Raw genomic sequence first — 14,037 nt, 5'->3', positions numbered from 1 at the left:
CTCACAGGGCGTCCGCCGCTCACAGCGCGTCCACGGCCGCGTCCACCGCGCCCGCGACGTCGCCGTCCCTCGGGTACAGCAGCGACCGGCCGACGATCAGCCCGCGCACCGTCGGGAGCCGCAGCGCGCGCCGCCACCCGTCCAGCGCGGCGCGCGGGTCGTCGGCGACCTCGCCGCCGAGCAGCAGCGCGGGCAGCGTCGACGCGGCCATCACCCGTTCCATGTCCGGGACGACCGGGACCTTCAGCCAGGTCCGCGCCGACGTGGTGCCGAGCGCGGACGCGATCGAGACGGCCCGGATCATCGCCTCCGGCGTCAGCACGTTGCGGACGCGGCCGTCGACGCGGCGGGAGATGAACGGCTCGACCATCGCCAGCAGCCCGTGCCCGGCGAGCGCGGACACCGCCCGCGCGCAGCCCTCCAGGGTGTCGGCGGTGGCGGGGTCGTCGTCGTCCACCCGCAGCAGCACCTTGCCGCCGTCCAGCCGGGACGCGGCGATCGCGTCGGCGCTGTAGGCGGTGAACCGGTCGTCGATCTCGAAGGACGCGCCGGCCAGGCCGCCGCGGTTCATCGAGCCGATCACGACCTTGCCGTCCAGCACGCCGAGGAGCAGCAGGTCCTCGACGATGTCGGGGGCGGCGAGCACGCCGTCCACGCCGGGGCGGTCCAGCGCGGTGCAGAGCCGGTCGAGCAGCTCGCCGCGGTCGGCCATCGCGAAGGGGTCGCCGCCGGCGGCGAGCGCGCCGCGAGCCGGATGGTCGGCGGCGACGATCATCAGCCGTCCGGTGGCGCCGGCCGGGGCGGAGCGCCGCGGCCGGCGGGCGGCCGCCTCGGCGATGGCCTCGGGGCGCCGCACGCGGGTCTCCGTCAGCGCCGCGATCCGGGACCGCGCCGGGGACTCCGCCCGTGCCGGCACGCTCGTACCGGTCTCCGCGCTCACACCGTTCTCCGTGCTCACACCCGTCTCCACGCTCATGCCGGCACCCCGTCCAGCAGCGCCGCCACCTCGGCGTACTCCGGCATGGCGTCGGCGCACGCGAGCCGCGACGCGACGATCGCGCCGGCGGCGTTGGCGAACGCGACGGTCCGCGCCAGGTCCCAGCCGGACAGCAGGCCGTGGCAGAGCGCGCCGCCGAACGCGTCGCCCGCGCCGAGGCCGTTGACGACCTCGACCGGCACCGGCGGCGCCTCCACGGCCTCGCCGTCCGCGCCGACCGCGAGCACGCCGCCGGGGCCGCGCTTGACGACGGCGAGCCGGACGCCCCGGTCGAGCAGCGCGCGAGCGGCCCGCACCGGGTCGGATTCGCCGACGGCGACCTCGCACTCGGCGAGGTTCCCGACGGCGACCGTGGCGTGTTCGAGGGCCTGGCCCGTCCAGCGGGACGCCTCGGCCGCCGACTCCCAGAACATCGGCCGGTAGTCCAGGTCGAGGACGGTGAGCGCGGTGCGGGGCCGGGCGCCGAGCGCGGCGAGCGTCGCCGTCCGGGACGGCTCGGCGCACAGCCCGGTCACGGTCGCCCACAGCACCCCGGTCGACCCGATCGCGGCGAGGTCCAGCTCGTCGGCGCGGATCTCCAGGTCGGGGGCCTTGGGGAAGCGGTAGAAGTACAGCGGGAAGTCGTCCGGCGGGAACAGCTCGCAGAACGTGACGGGCGTCGGCAGGCCGGGGACGTCCGCGACGAACCGGGCGTCCACCCCGTATCCGGCGAGCGCGCGGCGGACGAACCGGCCGAACGGGTCGGCGCCGGTCCGGGTGATCACGGCGGCGCGGCGGCCGTACCGGGCGGCGGCGACCGCGACGTTGGTGGCGCTGCCGCCGAGGAACCGGCCGAAGCCTTCGACCTCGTCGAGCCCGACGCCCGACTCCAGCGGGTACAGGTCGACCCCGACGCGGCCCATCGTGATGACGTCGAGGGACGCGGGCGCAGCGGTCATGCCGCGATCCCGGCGAGGAAGTCCAGGCACGCGCGCACGTCCCCGATCGGCCCGGCGCCGTCGTCCGGCTCGCGGTCGAGGATGGTGTCCTGTTCGAGGACGTACCAGCCGCCGTACCCGGCGCCTTCGAGGGAGCGGACGATGCCGGCGATGTCGATGTCGCCGCCGCCGAGGGGCCGGTAGATGTCCTTGCGGACGGCGTCGGTGTAGGCGATCCGGCCGGCCTGGACGTCGCGGGCGAGCCCGGCGTCGACGTCCTTGAGGTGGACGTGCGCGATCCGCTCGGGGACGCGGGCGGCCAGCTCGCCGGGGTCGACGCCGCCGATCAGCAGGTGCCCGGTGTCCAGGCAGAGCGGGATCCCGGAGCCGTCCAGGACGCGCTGCACCTCGTCCGCGCGCTCCACCATCGTGCCGACGTGCGGGTGCAGGACGGCGCGGACGCCGGACTCTGCGGCGAGCGCGGCGATCCGGTCGAGGTTGGCCAGCAGCGCCGCCCAGCCCGCCGCGTCGAGCGCGGGCCGCTCGTCGTATCCGTCGAGGCCGTGCACGGCGGCGAGCACGAGCGTCAGACCGCCTTCCGGAGCACCGGCGGCGGGAGCGTCCGCCCGGGGAGCGTCGGCACCGGGAGCGTCCGTGCTGCGAGCGTCCGTGCCGGGCGCCGCGGTAGTCTTGGAACGTTCCACACCGAACGCGGTCAGGGTCCGCCGGATCTCGGGCAGCGGGTCGCGGTCCGGGTCGTGCAGCACGACGGGGGCGAACCCGCCGAGCGGGCGCAGCCCGTGCGCGGCCAGCAGGTCCGCGCGCTCGGCGGCGCCGGCGGGCAGGAAGCCGTCCGGGCCGAACTCGGTGGCGGCGAGACCGAGGGCGCCCATCTCCGCCAGCACCCGGCCGGGCGCCATCTGGTGCCCCCACCCGGGCACCTCGCACACCCCCCAGGAGATCGGCGCTCCCGCGACGCGGTCTTTGATCATCGGCACTCCATCCCGGTGAAAGGCGACGCCGGCGCCGCGGCCGGCCCCCGCCGAGTCTGCTGAAACCGGCCGAGCCATGTCAAGGCTTTGTCATGACATTATGAGGTAAGGAGGTTCGGCCAAGCGCGGAGTATCATCCGGTACGGGAGCCCGGCCGGGAGCCGGGCCCGGAGGGAGCCCGGGGTGTACCGACCGCGCGTGATCGTGGACCGCGGCAGCCCCGTGCCGCTCTACTACCAGATGGCCCGGCAGCTCGAGGCCGCGATCCAGTCCGGCGAGCTGTCGCCCGGCACCCGGCTGGAGAACGAGCTGGAGCTCGCCGAGCGCTGCGGGCTGTCCCGGCCGACCGTCCGGCAGGCGATCCAGCACCTGGTGGACCGCGGGCTGCTGGTCCGCAAGCGCGGCGTCGGCACGCAGGTCGTCCTGTCGGAGATCCGCCGCCCCGTCGAGCTGACCAGCCTGCACGACGACCTGGCGGCGGCCGGCCGGGAGCCGCAGACCGAGGTGCTGGAGTTCGGCACGGTGCCCGCCGACGACCGGGTCGCCAAGGAGCTGGGCCTCGCGGCGGGCGACCCCGTGCTCCGGATGCGCCGCGCCCGGAGCACCGGCGGCGAGCCGCTCGCGCTGCTCACCAACTACCTGCCCGAGGGCCTGCTCGCCGTCACCGCCGACGACCTCGCCCGGCACGGCCTGTACGAGCTGCTGCGCGCGAGCGGCGTCAACCTGCGGATCGCCAACCAGTCCATCGGCGCGCGCCGCGCCACGACGGAGGAGGCGCGGCTGCTGGACGAGCGGCGCGGCGTCCCGATGCTCACCATGACCCGGACCGCCTACGACGACAAGGGCACCGCGATCGAGTTCGGCCGCCACGTGTACCGGGCGAGCCGTTACTCCTACGCGCTCACGCTCGTCGAACGCTGACCGCCGCCGCCCGCGCGGGCGCGCCGGACCTCGTGATCGATTAGAGCGCTCTATTGAATTAGAGCGCTCTAACACTTACGGTGCAGGGCATCCCCCCGAGCGCATCAGGAGGAACCCGATGCCCTTCGCACCGTTCCGCCCCCGCGGCCACCGCCTCGCCGCCGCCGCGGTGACCGCCGCGCTGGCCGCCGCCGCGCTGTCGGCCGCCCCGGCGTCCGCCGACGACGACGAGCTCGCCCAGGTCCACGCCCGCCTGGAGACCCCGGCGGTGTTCGACGACGACGCGGGCGGCAACGCCAACGCCGACGACCCCGCGATCTGGAACCACCCGAGCGACCACGACGGCGACCTCGTCATCACCACCCTCAAGCAGGCCGGGCTCGCCGTCTACGACGCGTCCGGGCACGAGATCCAGCGGATCGCCGCGCCCGCGCCGCCGCGCGCCGGCGACGAGCCGGGCCGCTTCAACAACGTCGACCTGATCTACGGGTTCCGGCTCGGCGGACGCACCGTCGACCTCGCCGTGGTGTCCGACCGGGGCCGCGACATCGTCCGCACCTACGCCATCGACCCGCGCGCCGCGCTCCGGCACGGCACGCCGCTCACCGACGTCACCGACGCCGCCGCCCCGTTCGTGTTCTCCTCCTCGCTCGACCAGGTCAACGACCAGGCCACCGCGTACGGGATCGCGTCGTGGAAGGACGGGCACGGCGCCTCGTACGCCGCGCTGAGCCGCCGCCACACCCCGCGCGTCGGCATCGTCCGGCTGGAGGCGACCGCCGCCGGCAAGATCACCTACCGGCACGTCCGGGACGTCGACCTGCCGTCGTCGTTCGCGCTGCCGGGCGGCGGCACCTGGTCGCCGTGCGAGGACCCGGGCCGCGGCCCGCAGGTCGAGGGCATGGTCGCCGACGAGGAGCACGGCGTGCTGTACGCCGCGCAGGAGGACGTCGGCATCTGGCGCATCCCGCTCGACGGCGGCACGCCCCGGCTCATCGACAAGGTGAAGGACTTCGGCGTCCCCGCCACCTACAACGCCGAGACCGACGAGTGCGAGGTCACCGGCCCCGACCCGGGCGCCGGCGGCACGCACATCACGCCGGACGCCGAGGGCCTCACCATCTACCGCAAGGACGACGGCGAGGGCTACCTGCTCGCGTCCAGCCAGGGCGACGACACCTTCGTCGTCTACGACCGGGAGGGTTCGAACGAGTACCTCGGGCACTTCCGCGTCGCGCCCGGGACGAACGCGGACGGCTCCGAGGAGTGCGACGGCGCGATGGTGACCAGCGCCCGCGTCGGCGGCTTCAAGAACGGCCTGCTGGTCGTCCACGACGGCTTCAACGCCCCCGACGAGACGGGCCCGGACGGCGAGGTCCGCACGAACACCAACTTCAAGTTCGTCGACTGGAAGGACGTCGCCGAGCCGCTCGACCTGGACGTCACCCCCGGCGCCTGGGACCCCCGCGACTGACCCGCTTCGTCGGCGTGCGGCGGGCCGCCGTCATGAGCGCCTCCATGGGCGCCTTCGTGACGGCGGCCCGCCGCCGGTCGGCGTGAGGGGCCGGAGGCTGGTTGGATCGGGGGCAGCCTCGTGAGTGGAGGAGCGTTGATGTCCCATCCGACCTTGGAAGACGTCGCCGCGCGGGCGGGGGTGTCCCGGGCGCTGGTGTCGCTGGTGATGCGCGGCTCGCCCAAGGTCGGCAAGGAGCGCCGCGAGGCCGTGCTGAAGGCGGCGGACGAGCTGGGCTACCGGCCGAACGTGATGGCGCGCGGTCTGGCCGCCGGGCGCACCGGGATGGCCGGGGTGCTGGCCGCCGACCTGCACGATCCGTCGTTCGCGTCCGTCCACGACGGGCTCGCGGACGAGGCGGCGCGGCGGGGCGTCCGGCTGCTGCTGGCGAGCGGCGGCGGGCGTCCGGCGCGCGCGCGGGCAGCCCTCGGCGAGCTGCTCGACCTGCGGCTGGACGGGCTGGTCCTCGCGGGCCCGAGGATCGCGGCGGCCGAGATCGAGCGGGCCGCGGCCGGGTGTCCCGTGGCGGTGGTGGGGCGCCCGCTGCGGTCGGCCGGCGTCGACTGCGTGACGGGGGACGACGCGGCGGCCGTGCGGCTCGCCGTGACGCGCCTGGCGGAGCTCGGACACCGCCGCATCGCCTGCCTGAACGTCGGCCGCTCGCGCCTGGAGAAGGCGTTCGAGACCGCCGTGGGCGAGGCCGGGCTCACCGCCGTCGGGGATCCGCGGTGGCGCTCGCCCGGGGCGCCGACGGCCGTCCTCGCGCTCGGCGATGTCACGGGGACGGCCGCGCTGACCGGCCTCTACCGTGCCGGGCTGGACGTGCCGGGGGAGGTGTCGCTCATCGTGCACGGCGACGCCCCGGGCGCGGCCGCCGCCGGCGTGACCACGGTCGCGGCCCCGGCCGCCGAGCTGGGGCGGCTGGCCATGGCCGCGTTGCTCGACCGGATCGACGGCGGCGGCGGTGGCGGCGGTGGTGGCGCGGCGGGGGAGGGATGGCGCGTCACCGTCCCTCCCGTCCTGACCGAGCGCACCACGACCGGGGCGCTCACACCATGACGCGCAGCCCCGGCACGGCGAGCGAGATCGGCCCGGCGTAGACCTTCCGGGCGTCGCGCAGCGCGTCGAGCGGGTCGGCCCACGGCCGCAGGTGCGTGAGGATGAGATGCCCGGCGCCCGCCTCCCGCGCCAGCCCGGCCGCCTGGACGGGCGTCAGGTGCGTCTCGGCGGCGCCGGGCGTCCGCACCGACGCCGCCGCCTCGCAGAGCAGCACGTCCGTGCCCCGCGCGAGGTCGAGCAGTTCGTCGCACTCGCCGGAGTCGCCCGAGTAGGTGAGGCTCGCCCCGCCTCCCGAGCCCCCGCCTCCCGAGCCCCCGCCCGCCGACGCCCCGCCCGTCGACACCCGTACCGCCACGCCTGGCACCGAGTGGACGACGGGTGCCGTCACGACGGTGAGCGGCCCGAACGGGCGCGGTTCGGCGGGCGGGGTGCGCCAGTCGAGCGCTCCCGCGTACGCGGGCGGCGCCGCCGGGTTCACCACGTGCGCCGCCGTCCCGGCGGGCGCGGTGACGGGCAGCCGCTTCGCCCCGCCGCGCCGGTCCCGCAGGTAGGCGAGCGGGATCAGGTCCGAGTAGTGGTCGCGGTGCGGATGGCTGATCACGACGGCGTCGACGGCGCACGGGTCGGTGTAGCGCTGCAGCGGGCCGAGCGCCCCGGTGCCGAGGTCCAGCAGCAGCCGGTACCCCGCGTGCTCCAGCAGGTAGCAGGAGCACGCGGCGTCCGGCCCCGGGACGGTGCCCGCGCAGCCGACGACGGTCAGGATCACGGCATGACCCGGGCGACCAGGTCGGCGACGGCGCCCGCCGCGCAGTCGGCGACCACGACGTCCGCGGCGGCGCGGACGCCGGGATCGCCGTCGCCCACGGCCGCGCCGAGCCCGGCGGCCTGGATCATGTCCAGGTCGTTGGGGTTGTCGCCGATGGCCGCGATCCGGTCCATCGGCACGCCGCGCAGCGCCGCCAGCTCGCGCAGCGCGGTGCCCTTGGTCGCGCCCGCCGGCAGCACCTCCAGGTACGTCGCCTCCGACCGGACGAGGGTGACGCCGGTCCCGGGGTCGGCGGCGAACCCGGCGAGGGCCGTCTCCGCCGCGCCGACCAGGCCGGGCCGGTCGCAGATCAGCATCACCTTGATGATCTCGTCGAAGGGCAGCTCGCCCCACGAGCCGACCCGCGCGAGGGCGATGCGGTCGCGGCGCGCGTACTCGGCCAGCGCCGCGGACGGCGCGGCCCCGGCGGAGCGGATGTGGGCGCGGCCGCCGCTGAACGCGACCGGCCACACCCCGTCCGGCATCTCGTCGAACAGCAGGGTCAGCCGCGCCCACGCCGCCGCGCTCAGGCACCGCCGGTACAGCACCGCACCCGTGCTCAGGTCCACGATCCGGGCGCCGTTGTAGAGGATCGCCGGGGTGGCGAGGCCCAGCTCGCGGTAGTACGGCAGCGCGGACTCCTCGCTGCGCCCCGTCGCGACGACCACGCTGCCGCCCGCGCCGGTGAAGCGGCGCAGCGCGGCCAGGTTCGCATCGACGATCCGCAGGTCGCGGCCGACGAGCGTGCCGTCCAGGTCCGTGACGATCCACTCGGCGGTCCGCACGCCGGTGGCGCTCACGGGCGGCCCGCCGGGGCGAGGCCGGCGATCTCCGACAGCACGGACCCGGCGAGGTCGAACCCGCCGACGCACGCGACGTAGCCGGGCGCGTCCCAGTCGTCCCCGCCCGGCTCCCCGCCGAGCGGCAGGTACGTCCCGCCGGCCCGGCGGACCAGCAGCAGCCCGGCCGACACGTCCCACGCGTTGACGGACGTGCCGTACGCCGCGTCCGACCAGCCCGCCGCGACGTGCGCGAGGCACAGGGCCGCGCTGCCCGGCCGCCTGACGGTGGCGAACGACTCGATGAGCCTCGCGTAGTCGCGCAGCGCCGCGTCGCCCGCCCGCTTCAGCTCGCGGGCGTTCGGGTAGCCGGTGACGATCACGCCGGTCCGGTCCTCGGCCGCGCCGGCGGAGCGGATCGGCTCGCCGTTGCAGGTCGCGCCGTCGAGCGAGGCGGTGAACATGTCGTCGCGGACGGGGTCGTACACGACGCCCGCGACGACCTCGCCGCCCGCGACCGCCGCGATCGAGGTGCAGAAGAACGGCAGGCCGGCGGCGAAGTTCGCGGTCCCGTCGATCGGGTCGACGTACCAGCGGACCGCACCGGCGGGCGCGCCCTCGCCGTCGCCGCGCGTGCCGCCCTCCTCGCCGACGACGACGCTGCCGGGCGTGTGCTCGGCGAGCACCTCCCGGATCGTCTCCTCGGCGGCCCGGTCGTGCTCGGTGACCGGGTCGTGGAAGTCGCGCTTGACCGCGACCTCCGGACGCGAGCGGAACGCGCCGCGCAGCCGGTCGCCGGTCGCGCGCGCCGCGATCTCGGCGATCCGCGCCAGCTCCCTCGACTCGGGCACGCCGATGCCCTTGCTGTTCATGCGTCTCCTTCGGCAGCGGTGGTGAGCAGGTCCAGCAGCCCGTGGCCGTCGTCCACGACGGCGTCGGGCCGGTAGCGGACCTCGTACGGGACGTCGTAGGTGCCCTTGGCGACCATCAGCACGTTGCCGCCGACGCCGGCGCGGTGCCCGCACACCACGTCCCGGTCGAAGTTGTCGCCGACGTACCAGGCGTCCTCGGGCTCGACGCCGAGCGCGCGCGTGGCGATCCAGATCATCTCGGGGTTGGGCTTCCGGACGCCGGCCTCGTCGCTGTAGACCTCGATCGCCAGCTTCCCGGCGAGGCCCGTCGCCTCGGTGTAGTCGCGATGCACGGCCCCGGACAGCGCGTTGCTGACGATCCCGCAGGGGACGCCGAGCGCGGCGGCGCCGTCCAGCAGCTCGGGGATGCCGGGGCGGGTGCGGCGGTCCTGCCGCAGCTCTCCCATCCGCTTGCACAGCGGGGTCGCGTGCGCGACGACGAGCTGCCGCGCGGCGGCCGGCCAGTCCGCGGCGACGTAGTCGCCCCAGAACCCGGTGTGGGTCATCTCCGCCGGCGCGTAGGGCCGCGACATCGCGTCCTTCCAGCACTTGTCGGCGGCGGCGCCGGCCTTGATGTCGGTCTCGACGGCGGCGGCGTCGAGGTCGTGGCAGCCGGCGCGGGACAGCAGCGCGTGCACCTCCTTGGCGAGCGCCGCCGACCAGCCGGGCCTGCGGGACGTCTCGACGAGCACGCCGCCGAAGTCCAGCAGCAGCGCCCGCGGCCGGCGCATCGCCCGCCCGGAGAGCCGGTGCGGCCGCTCGCCCGCACCGTTCGTGCGGTTCGTGCCGTTCGTGCCGTTCACGGGGCCGGTGGTCGCGTTCTCGTCGCTCACTTGGCGCCCTCGCGGACCGGGGTGACGGCCTCGTCCCAGGCGGCCGACCGGACGCCGTCCTCGCCGAACAGGTGCAGGTGCTCGGGACGCGCCCAGCAGCGCAGCGCGTCGCCCGGCCCCGCGCCCGGGTCCTCGTGCGTGATCGCGAACATCCGGGTGTCGTGCACGCGCAGCTCGACCGTCCAGCTCGGGCCGGTCGGCAGGACGGTCTCGACGACGGCGTCCTCCGACCAGGCGGTGTCCGGCACGGTGGTGTCCGGCACGGTGCTGTTCGGCGCGGCGCCGCCCTGCGGGGCGAGCCGCAGCGCCTCGGGACGGACGCCGAAGCAGCCGACCGCGCCGAAGTCGCCGCGCTTCTCCGCGAACCGCTGGAGCGACGAGGCGAGCCCCGCCTGCTCGGCGGGCACCATGTTCATCGGCGGGCTGCCGACGAACTCGGCGACGAACCGGTTCGCGGGCCGCTCGTACATCTCCATCGGCGGCGCGACCTGCTGGAGCTCGCCGCCGCACATGACGGCGATGTGGGTGGCCATCGTCATGGCCTCCATCTGGTCGTGGGTGACGAACACGACGGTCGCGCCGGTCTCGTCGTGGATGCGCTTCAGCTCGGTGCGCATCTCCAGGCGGAGCCGCGCGTCCAGGTTCGACAGCGGCTCGTCCAGCAGCAGGACGTCGGGGTCGACCGCGAGCATCCGGGCGAGCGCGACGCGCTGCTGCTGCCCGCCGGACAGCTGCGACGGGTAGCGGTCCGCGCATTCGGCCACCTGGACCTTCTCCAGCGCCTCCATCGCGCGGGCCTTGCGCCGCTCCGCCGGGACCTTGCGCATCCGCAGCCCGAACTCGGTGTTCCCGCGCACCGTCAGGTGCGGCCAGAGCGCGTAGTTCTGGAAGACGAGCCCCATGTCGCGCTTCTCCGGCGGGACGTAGACGCCGCGCTCCACCGAGTCGAGCACCCGGTCGCCCACGGTGATCTCACCGCGGGTCGGCTGCTCCAGCCCGGCGATCATGCGCAGCGTGGTCGTCTTCCCGCAGCCGGACGGCCCGAGCAGGCAGGTGAACGAGCCGTCGGGGATGGTGAGGTCGAGGTCCTTCACCGCCGCGTGCCCGCTGACGTAGTTCTTGACCACTCCGCTGAGCGTGATGGTCGGCATTGATCAACCTCCGATGCCCGAGGCCAGGCTGCTCTTGGTGAGCCGCTGGGCCAGGTAGGTCATGGTGAACGAGACCAGCGCGATGACGAGCACGACGCCGTTGGCGAGCTGGGTGTAGCCGTAGTCGACGAGCCCGATCGACAGCGTGGTCAGCAGCTGGGTGCCCGAGGTGGTCAGCATGATCACGATGCTGAGCTCCTTCAGGCCGGAGATGAACGGCAGCACCACGCCGGTGACGAGGGCGCCGCGCTGGATCGGGATGATGATCCGCAGCATCCGGGTCGGCCACCGCGCGCCGCTGATCTGCGCGGCCTCCTCCGGTTCCCGGCCGAGTTGCATCATCGCCGCGATCCCCGACCGGGACGAGTACGGCAGGTGCGTGATGACCAGGACGACGACGAGCAGCGTGATCGTCCCGTACAGGGCGGGGACGGGGCCGCGCCGCACCGCGAACAGCGACAGGCAGGCGGCGGCGAACGCGATGCCGGGCACAAGGTAGGGCAGGAACGACACCTGCCGCAGGAACGTCGAGACCCGGCCGCCGTCGCCGCGCACGACCACGTACCCGATGAGCAGGCCGAGCAGGCCGCAGACCAGGGACGCCAGGCCGACGATGCGGAGGCTGTTCCAGGCGGCCTCCCACAGCTCGGTGCCGCGCAGCACCCCGTGCGGGAACCCGACCGCGCCGGGGATGTCGCTGCCGAACCAGTACTTGAGCGTGAAGTTGTCCGCGCTGAACACGCCGGGGGTCTTGGTGACCGTGGACAGCAGCAGCGTCAGCACCGGGATGACGACGCTCGCGGCGAAGACCGCCATGCCGAGGGAGAAGGCCGGCCAGCGCCAGGCGCGCAGGTCGCCGCGCCGGTCCATGGCGCCCTTGCCGCCGACGGTGACGAACCGGCGCTGCTCGCGGACGAGCCGCGTGTCGACGAGCACGACCAGCACGCCGACCAGGACGATGACGCCCGCGAGCGTCGACGCGACGCCGGTGCTGCGGTCGCGGATCGCGTGGTAGAGGCTCGTCGACAGCACGTTGTAGTCGCTGGGCAGCCCGAGGATGTACGGGGTGCCGAACGTGCCGAGGACGCGGCCGAGCACCAGCAGCACCGCCGACGACAGCGCCGGCATCATCAGCGGCAGCGTGACGCGGCGCAGGACCGTCCGGCCGCCGGCGCCGAGGATCCGCGCCGAGTCCTCCAGCTGCGAGTCGATGCGGCGCAGCGCGTTCCCGAACAGCAGCAGGACGAACGGGTAGTAGTGCAGCCCCAGCGTCACGATGATCGGCAGCGGCCCGTAGGCGAGCCAGCCGGGGGTGTGGACGCCGGCGCCCTGCAGGTAGCCGACCTGCCCGCCGGACCGCTCGTTCTTGAACAGCGTCAGCCACGCGAGCGCGAACGTCCAGGACGGCAGCATGTACGGCACGACGAGCGCGGCGGCCAGGAACTTGCGGCCCGGCACGTTCGTGCGCGTCACCAGCCACGCCATGGAGCCGCCGACGACGAGCGCGAACACGATGACGCCGACGGCGACGAACAGCGTGTGCCACAGCGGTTCCCAGAACAGCAGCTTGCTGACGGGCGAGCGGAACACCCGCCACAGGTAGTAGCTCGTCCAGGAGCCGGGGGCCTGGCCGGAGCGGGCCTCGTCCCCGTACTGGACGCGGCCCGCGTCGGAGATCACCGACACCAGCGGCGCGATGACCAGGTACAGCAGGACGAGGGTCATCACCATGCCGAGCAGGACGGTGGGATCGCGCAGCAGCACGCGGGCCCGGTACAGCACGCGCCGGCCACGTGACGCCGGCGGTGCGGAGGCGGCGACCGCCATGGAAGGTTCCTCCGGGGTGAGAGGGGACCGGCGGGCCGCCGTTCGCGGCCCGCCGGACGGGGGATCAGTGGTGGTTGAGACGCCAGAAGTCCTTGATGTCCTGGCGGGCGCGGAAGTCGGCGATGAGCTGGCTCGACGAGAACCGGTAGAGCTGGCCGTTCCAGTCGGTCAGCCCGGGCGGGTTGTTCTTGCTGACGCCGACCGCGTCGTTACCGGACACCCCGCCGGCGTGGGCCTCCAGGTCGAAGCCCTCCTTCTCCATGGCGAAGTGCACGAACAGCTTGGCGGCGTTCGGGTGCTTGGAGCCGGTGGCGATGGTGGCGAACTTCGGGTAGGCGAAGCCGGTCCACGGGTTCAGGCCCTCGCAGACCTTCATCTGGTAGCCCTTCTCCTCCACGTCGCGGAACTTCGCGATGGAGAACAGGCCGATGCGCTGCTGGGTCTGGTTGGGGGCGGCGACGCCGGCGGCGACGTCCTCGTCCTCGGTGGTGAGGACCGGTGAGTTCTGCGCGAACCGCTTCACCCACTCGTGCGCCGGGTCGTCCTCGCTCAGCTTGAGCTGGCCCTTGCCGAGCTGCGCGTAGGCGGCGGTGAGCTTGTCGCCGCCCTGCTTGGCCATCTGCGTGAACCACTGGGTGAAGACCTCCTTGCCCAGCGGGTCCTGCAGCATCACCTTGCCCTTCCACTTGGGGTCGGTGAGGTCCCAGATGTTCTTCACCGGGCAGCCCTGCGGGCTGAGCTTGGTGTTGTAGACGAACACGTACGCCTTGGAGATCATCATCAGCGGGTTGCGATTGGCCTCGCTGATGTGCGGCGCGAGGTCCGGCGGGATCCACGTCTGGACGATCTTCTGCGGGAGGAGCTGGCCGACGAGCATCGGGCCGTCCTCGAACAGGTTCACGTCGATCGTGACGTTCTTCGCCTGCGCCTCGCGGGTCATCTTCTCGGCGGTGTCGGCGGCCTTGGACTTCACGCCCTCGGCCTTGATGCCGTACTTCTTCGTGAACGCCTCCGCCATGTCCTTGACGTCGCCGCTGCCGTCGTAGGCGAGCACGCTGCCCTCCTTCTTGGCGGCGGCGACGAGGTCGTCCAGGTCGAACGACGCGGCGTCCTGCACGGTCACCGACGGCAGCGGCGTCCCCTCCTCGCCGGCCTGGCCGCTGGTCGAGGGCGCGCAGGCGCCGAGCAGCGCGGTGGCGACGGCGGCGGCCGCCGCGGCACCGGCCCGGGCGCGGCGCCCGGTGGGAATGGTGCGGATCATGTGGGTTCTCTCCTCGTGTGCATCCGCGGGCCCCCGACCTGCGGCTCTCATGCGGGTGACAGCGGGGTCAG

At 74.4% G+C, this 14,037-nt stretch carries 13 protein-coding genes; 3 read left to right on the top strand and 10 right to left on the bottom strand.

Features of this window, described 5'->3' with window-relative positions; translation table 11 throughout:
- Positions 1–19 precede the first annotated feature (19 nt).
- Genes amrb99_RS11405 through amrb99_RS11395 form a run of 3 tightly spaced genes read right to left on the bottom strand, consistent with a single transcriptional unit; the run spans position 20 to position 2,906 of the window.
- Entirely contained in the window at positions 20–976 is a 957-nt protein-coding gene (locus amrb99_RS11405) for an aldolase (protein ID WP_241755460.1), read from the bottom strand.
- Positions 973–1,935 (bottom strand): 5-dehydro-2-deoxygluconokinase, encoded by a 963-nt coding sequence (iolC, locus tag amrb99_RS11400; RefSeq protein ID WP_190855709.1) that lies wholly within the window; start codon positions 1,933–1,935, stop codon positions 973–975. The genes amrb99_RS11405 and iolC overlap by 4 nt, the downstream gene beginning before the upstream one ends.
- Complete coding sequence (locus amrb99_RS11395) at positions 1,932–2,906, bottom strand: TIM barrel protein (RefSeq protein WP_190855707.1); 975 nt, start codon at positions 2,904–2,906, stop codon at positions 1,932–1,934. Before amrb99_RS11395 ends, iolC begins: the two co-directional genes overlap by 4 nt.
- Before the next feature lie 240 nt (positions 2,907–3,146).
- Between amrb99_RS11395 and amrb99_RS11390 the strand changes: the two genes are divergently transcribed.
- The 3 genes from amrb99_RS11390 (at position 3,147) to amrb99_RS11380 (ending at position 6,399) form a co-directional block, all read left to right on the top strand.
- The gene (locus amrb99_RS11390; protein ID WP_190855949.1) at positions 3,147–3,827 is read left to right on the top strand and encodes a GntR family transcriptional regulator; all 681 of its coding nucleotides are present in this window, start codon (positions 3,147–3,149) and stop codon (positions 3,825–3,827) included.
- Between the two features lie 118 nt (positions 3,828–3,945).
- Entirely contained in the window at positions 3,946–5,301 is a 1,356-nt protein-coding gene (locus amrb99_RS11385; RefSeq protein WP_190855704.1) for a phytase, read from the top strand.
- Positions 5,302–5,439: 138 nt separating this feature from the next.
- Positions 5,440–6,399 carry a LacI family DNA-binding transcriptional regulator gene (locus amrb99_RS11380; RefSeq protein ID WP_190855702.1) on the top strand — a complete coding sequence of 320 codons (960 nt, stop codon included), beginning with the start codon at positions 5,440–5,442 and terminating at the stop codon, positions 6,397–6,399.
- Here the strand turns inward: amrb99_RS11380 and amrb99_RS11375 are convergent.
- From amrb99_RS11375 to amrb99_RS11345, 7 genes are all read right to left on the bottom strand, one after another.
- Positions 6,389–7,165, bottom strand: a complete 777-nt coding sequence (locus amrb99_RS11375) for an MBL fold metallo-hydrolase (protein WP_190855700.1) — start codon at positions 7,163–7,165, stop codon at positions 6,389–6,391. The genes amrb99_RS11380 and amrb99_RS11375 overlap by 11 nt on opposite strands.
- Complete coding sequence (locus amrb99_RS11370; RefSeq protein WP_190855698.1) at positions 7,162–8,004, bottom strand: Cof-type HAD-IIB family hydrolase; 843 nt, start codon at positions 8,002–8,004, stop codon at positions 7,162–7,164. The genes amrb99_RS11375 and amrb99_RS11370 overlap by 4 nt, the downstream gene beginning before the upstream one ends.
- Positions 8,001–8,855, bottom strand: coding sequence for an inositol monophosphatase family protein (locus tag amrb99_RS11365; RefSeq protein ID WP_194736728.1), 855 nt, complete (start codon positions 8,853–8,855; stop codon positions 8,001–8,003). Before amrb99_RS11365 ends, amrb99_RS11370 begins: the two co-directional genes overlap by 4 nt.
- A complete protein-coding gene (locus amrb99_RS11360; protein ID WP_347256635.1) occupies positions 8,852–9,727 on the bottom strand; it encodes an HAD family hydrolase in 876 nt (291 codons plus the stop codon). The genes amrb99_RS11365 and amrb99_RS11360 overlap by 4 nt, the downstream gene beginning before the upstream one ends.
- Complete coding sequence (locus amrb99_RS11355) at positions 9,724–10,878, bottom strand: ABC transporter ATP-binding protein (RefSeq protein WP_190855696.1); 1,155 nt, start codon at positions 10,876–10,878, stop codon at positions 9,724–9,726. The genes amrb99_RS11360 and amrb99_RS11355 overlap by 4 nt, the downstream gene beginning before the upstream one ends.
- A gap of 3 nt (positions 10,879–10,881) precedes the next feature.
- On the bottom strand, positions 10,882–12,705 hold the full coding sequence (locus amrb99_RS11350; protein ID WP_190855694.1) for an iron ABC transporter permease: 1,824 nt from the start codon (positions 12,703–12,705) through the stop codon (positions 10,882–10,884).
- 64 nt (positions 12,706–12,769) lie between these two features.
- Entirely contained in the window at positions 12,770–13,966 is a 1,197-nt protein-coding gene (locus tag amrb99_RS11345) for an ABC transporter substrate-binding protein (RefSeq protein WP_190855692.1), read from the bottom strand.
- Between the last annotated feature and the right edge of the window lie 71 nt (positions 13,967–14,037).

Source organism: Actinomadura sp. RB99, from assembly GCF_014706005.1.
Lineage (GTDB): Bacteria > Actinomycetota > Actinomycetes > Streptosporangiales > Streptosporangiaceae > Spirillospora.
Note: the sequence above shows the minus strand (reverse complement) of the source record. Positions and strands in the feature narration are given on the sequence as shown.

Bases quoted from the DNA above. Each gene is read 5' to 3' on its own strand.
- amrb99_RS11405 (WP_241755460.1), bottom strand. From the start codon at position 976: ATGAGCGTGGAGACGGGTGTGAGCACGGAGAACGGTGTGAGCGCGGAG.
- amrb99_RS11350 (WP_190855694.1), bottom strand. From the start codon at position 12,705: ATGGCGGTCGCCGCCTCCGCACCGCCGGCGTCACGTGGCCGGCGCGTG.
- amrb99_RS11380 (WP_190855702.1), top strand. From the start codon at position 5,440: ATGTCCCATCCGACCTTGGAAGACGTCGCCGCGCGGGCGGGGGTGTCC.
- amrb99_RS11390 (WP_190855949.1), top strand. From the start codon at position 3,147: ATGGCCCGGCAGCTCGAGGCCGCGATCCAGTCCGGCGAGCTGTCGCCC.
- amrb99_RS11395 (WP_190855707.1), bottom strand. From the start codon at position 2,906: ATGATCAAAGACCGCGTCGCGGGAGCGCCGATCTCCTGGGGGGTGTGC.
- amrb99_RS11365 (WP_194736728.1), bottom strand. From the start codon at position 8,855: ATGAACAGCAAGGGCATCGGCGTGCCCGAGTCGAGGGAGCTGGCGCGG.
- amrb99_RS11345 (WP_190855692.1), bottom strand. From the start codon at position 13,966: ATGATCCGCACCATTCCCACCGGGCGCCGCGCCCGGGCCGGTGCCGCG.
- iolC (WP_190855709.1), bottom strand. From the start codon at position 1,935: ATGACCGCTGCGCCCGCGTCCCTCGACGTCATCACGATGGGCCGCGTC.
- amrb99_RS11355 (WP_190855696.1), bottom strand. From the start codon at position 10,878: ATGCCGACCATCACGCTCAGCGGAGTGGTCAAGAACTACGTCAGCGGG.
- amrb99_RS11385 (WP_190855704.1), top strand. From the start codon at position 3,946: ATGCCCTTCGCACCGTTCCGCCCCCGCGGCCACCGCCTCGCCGCCGCC.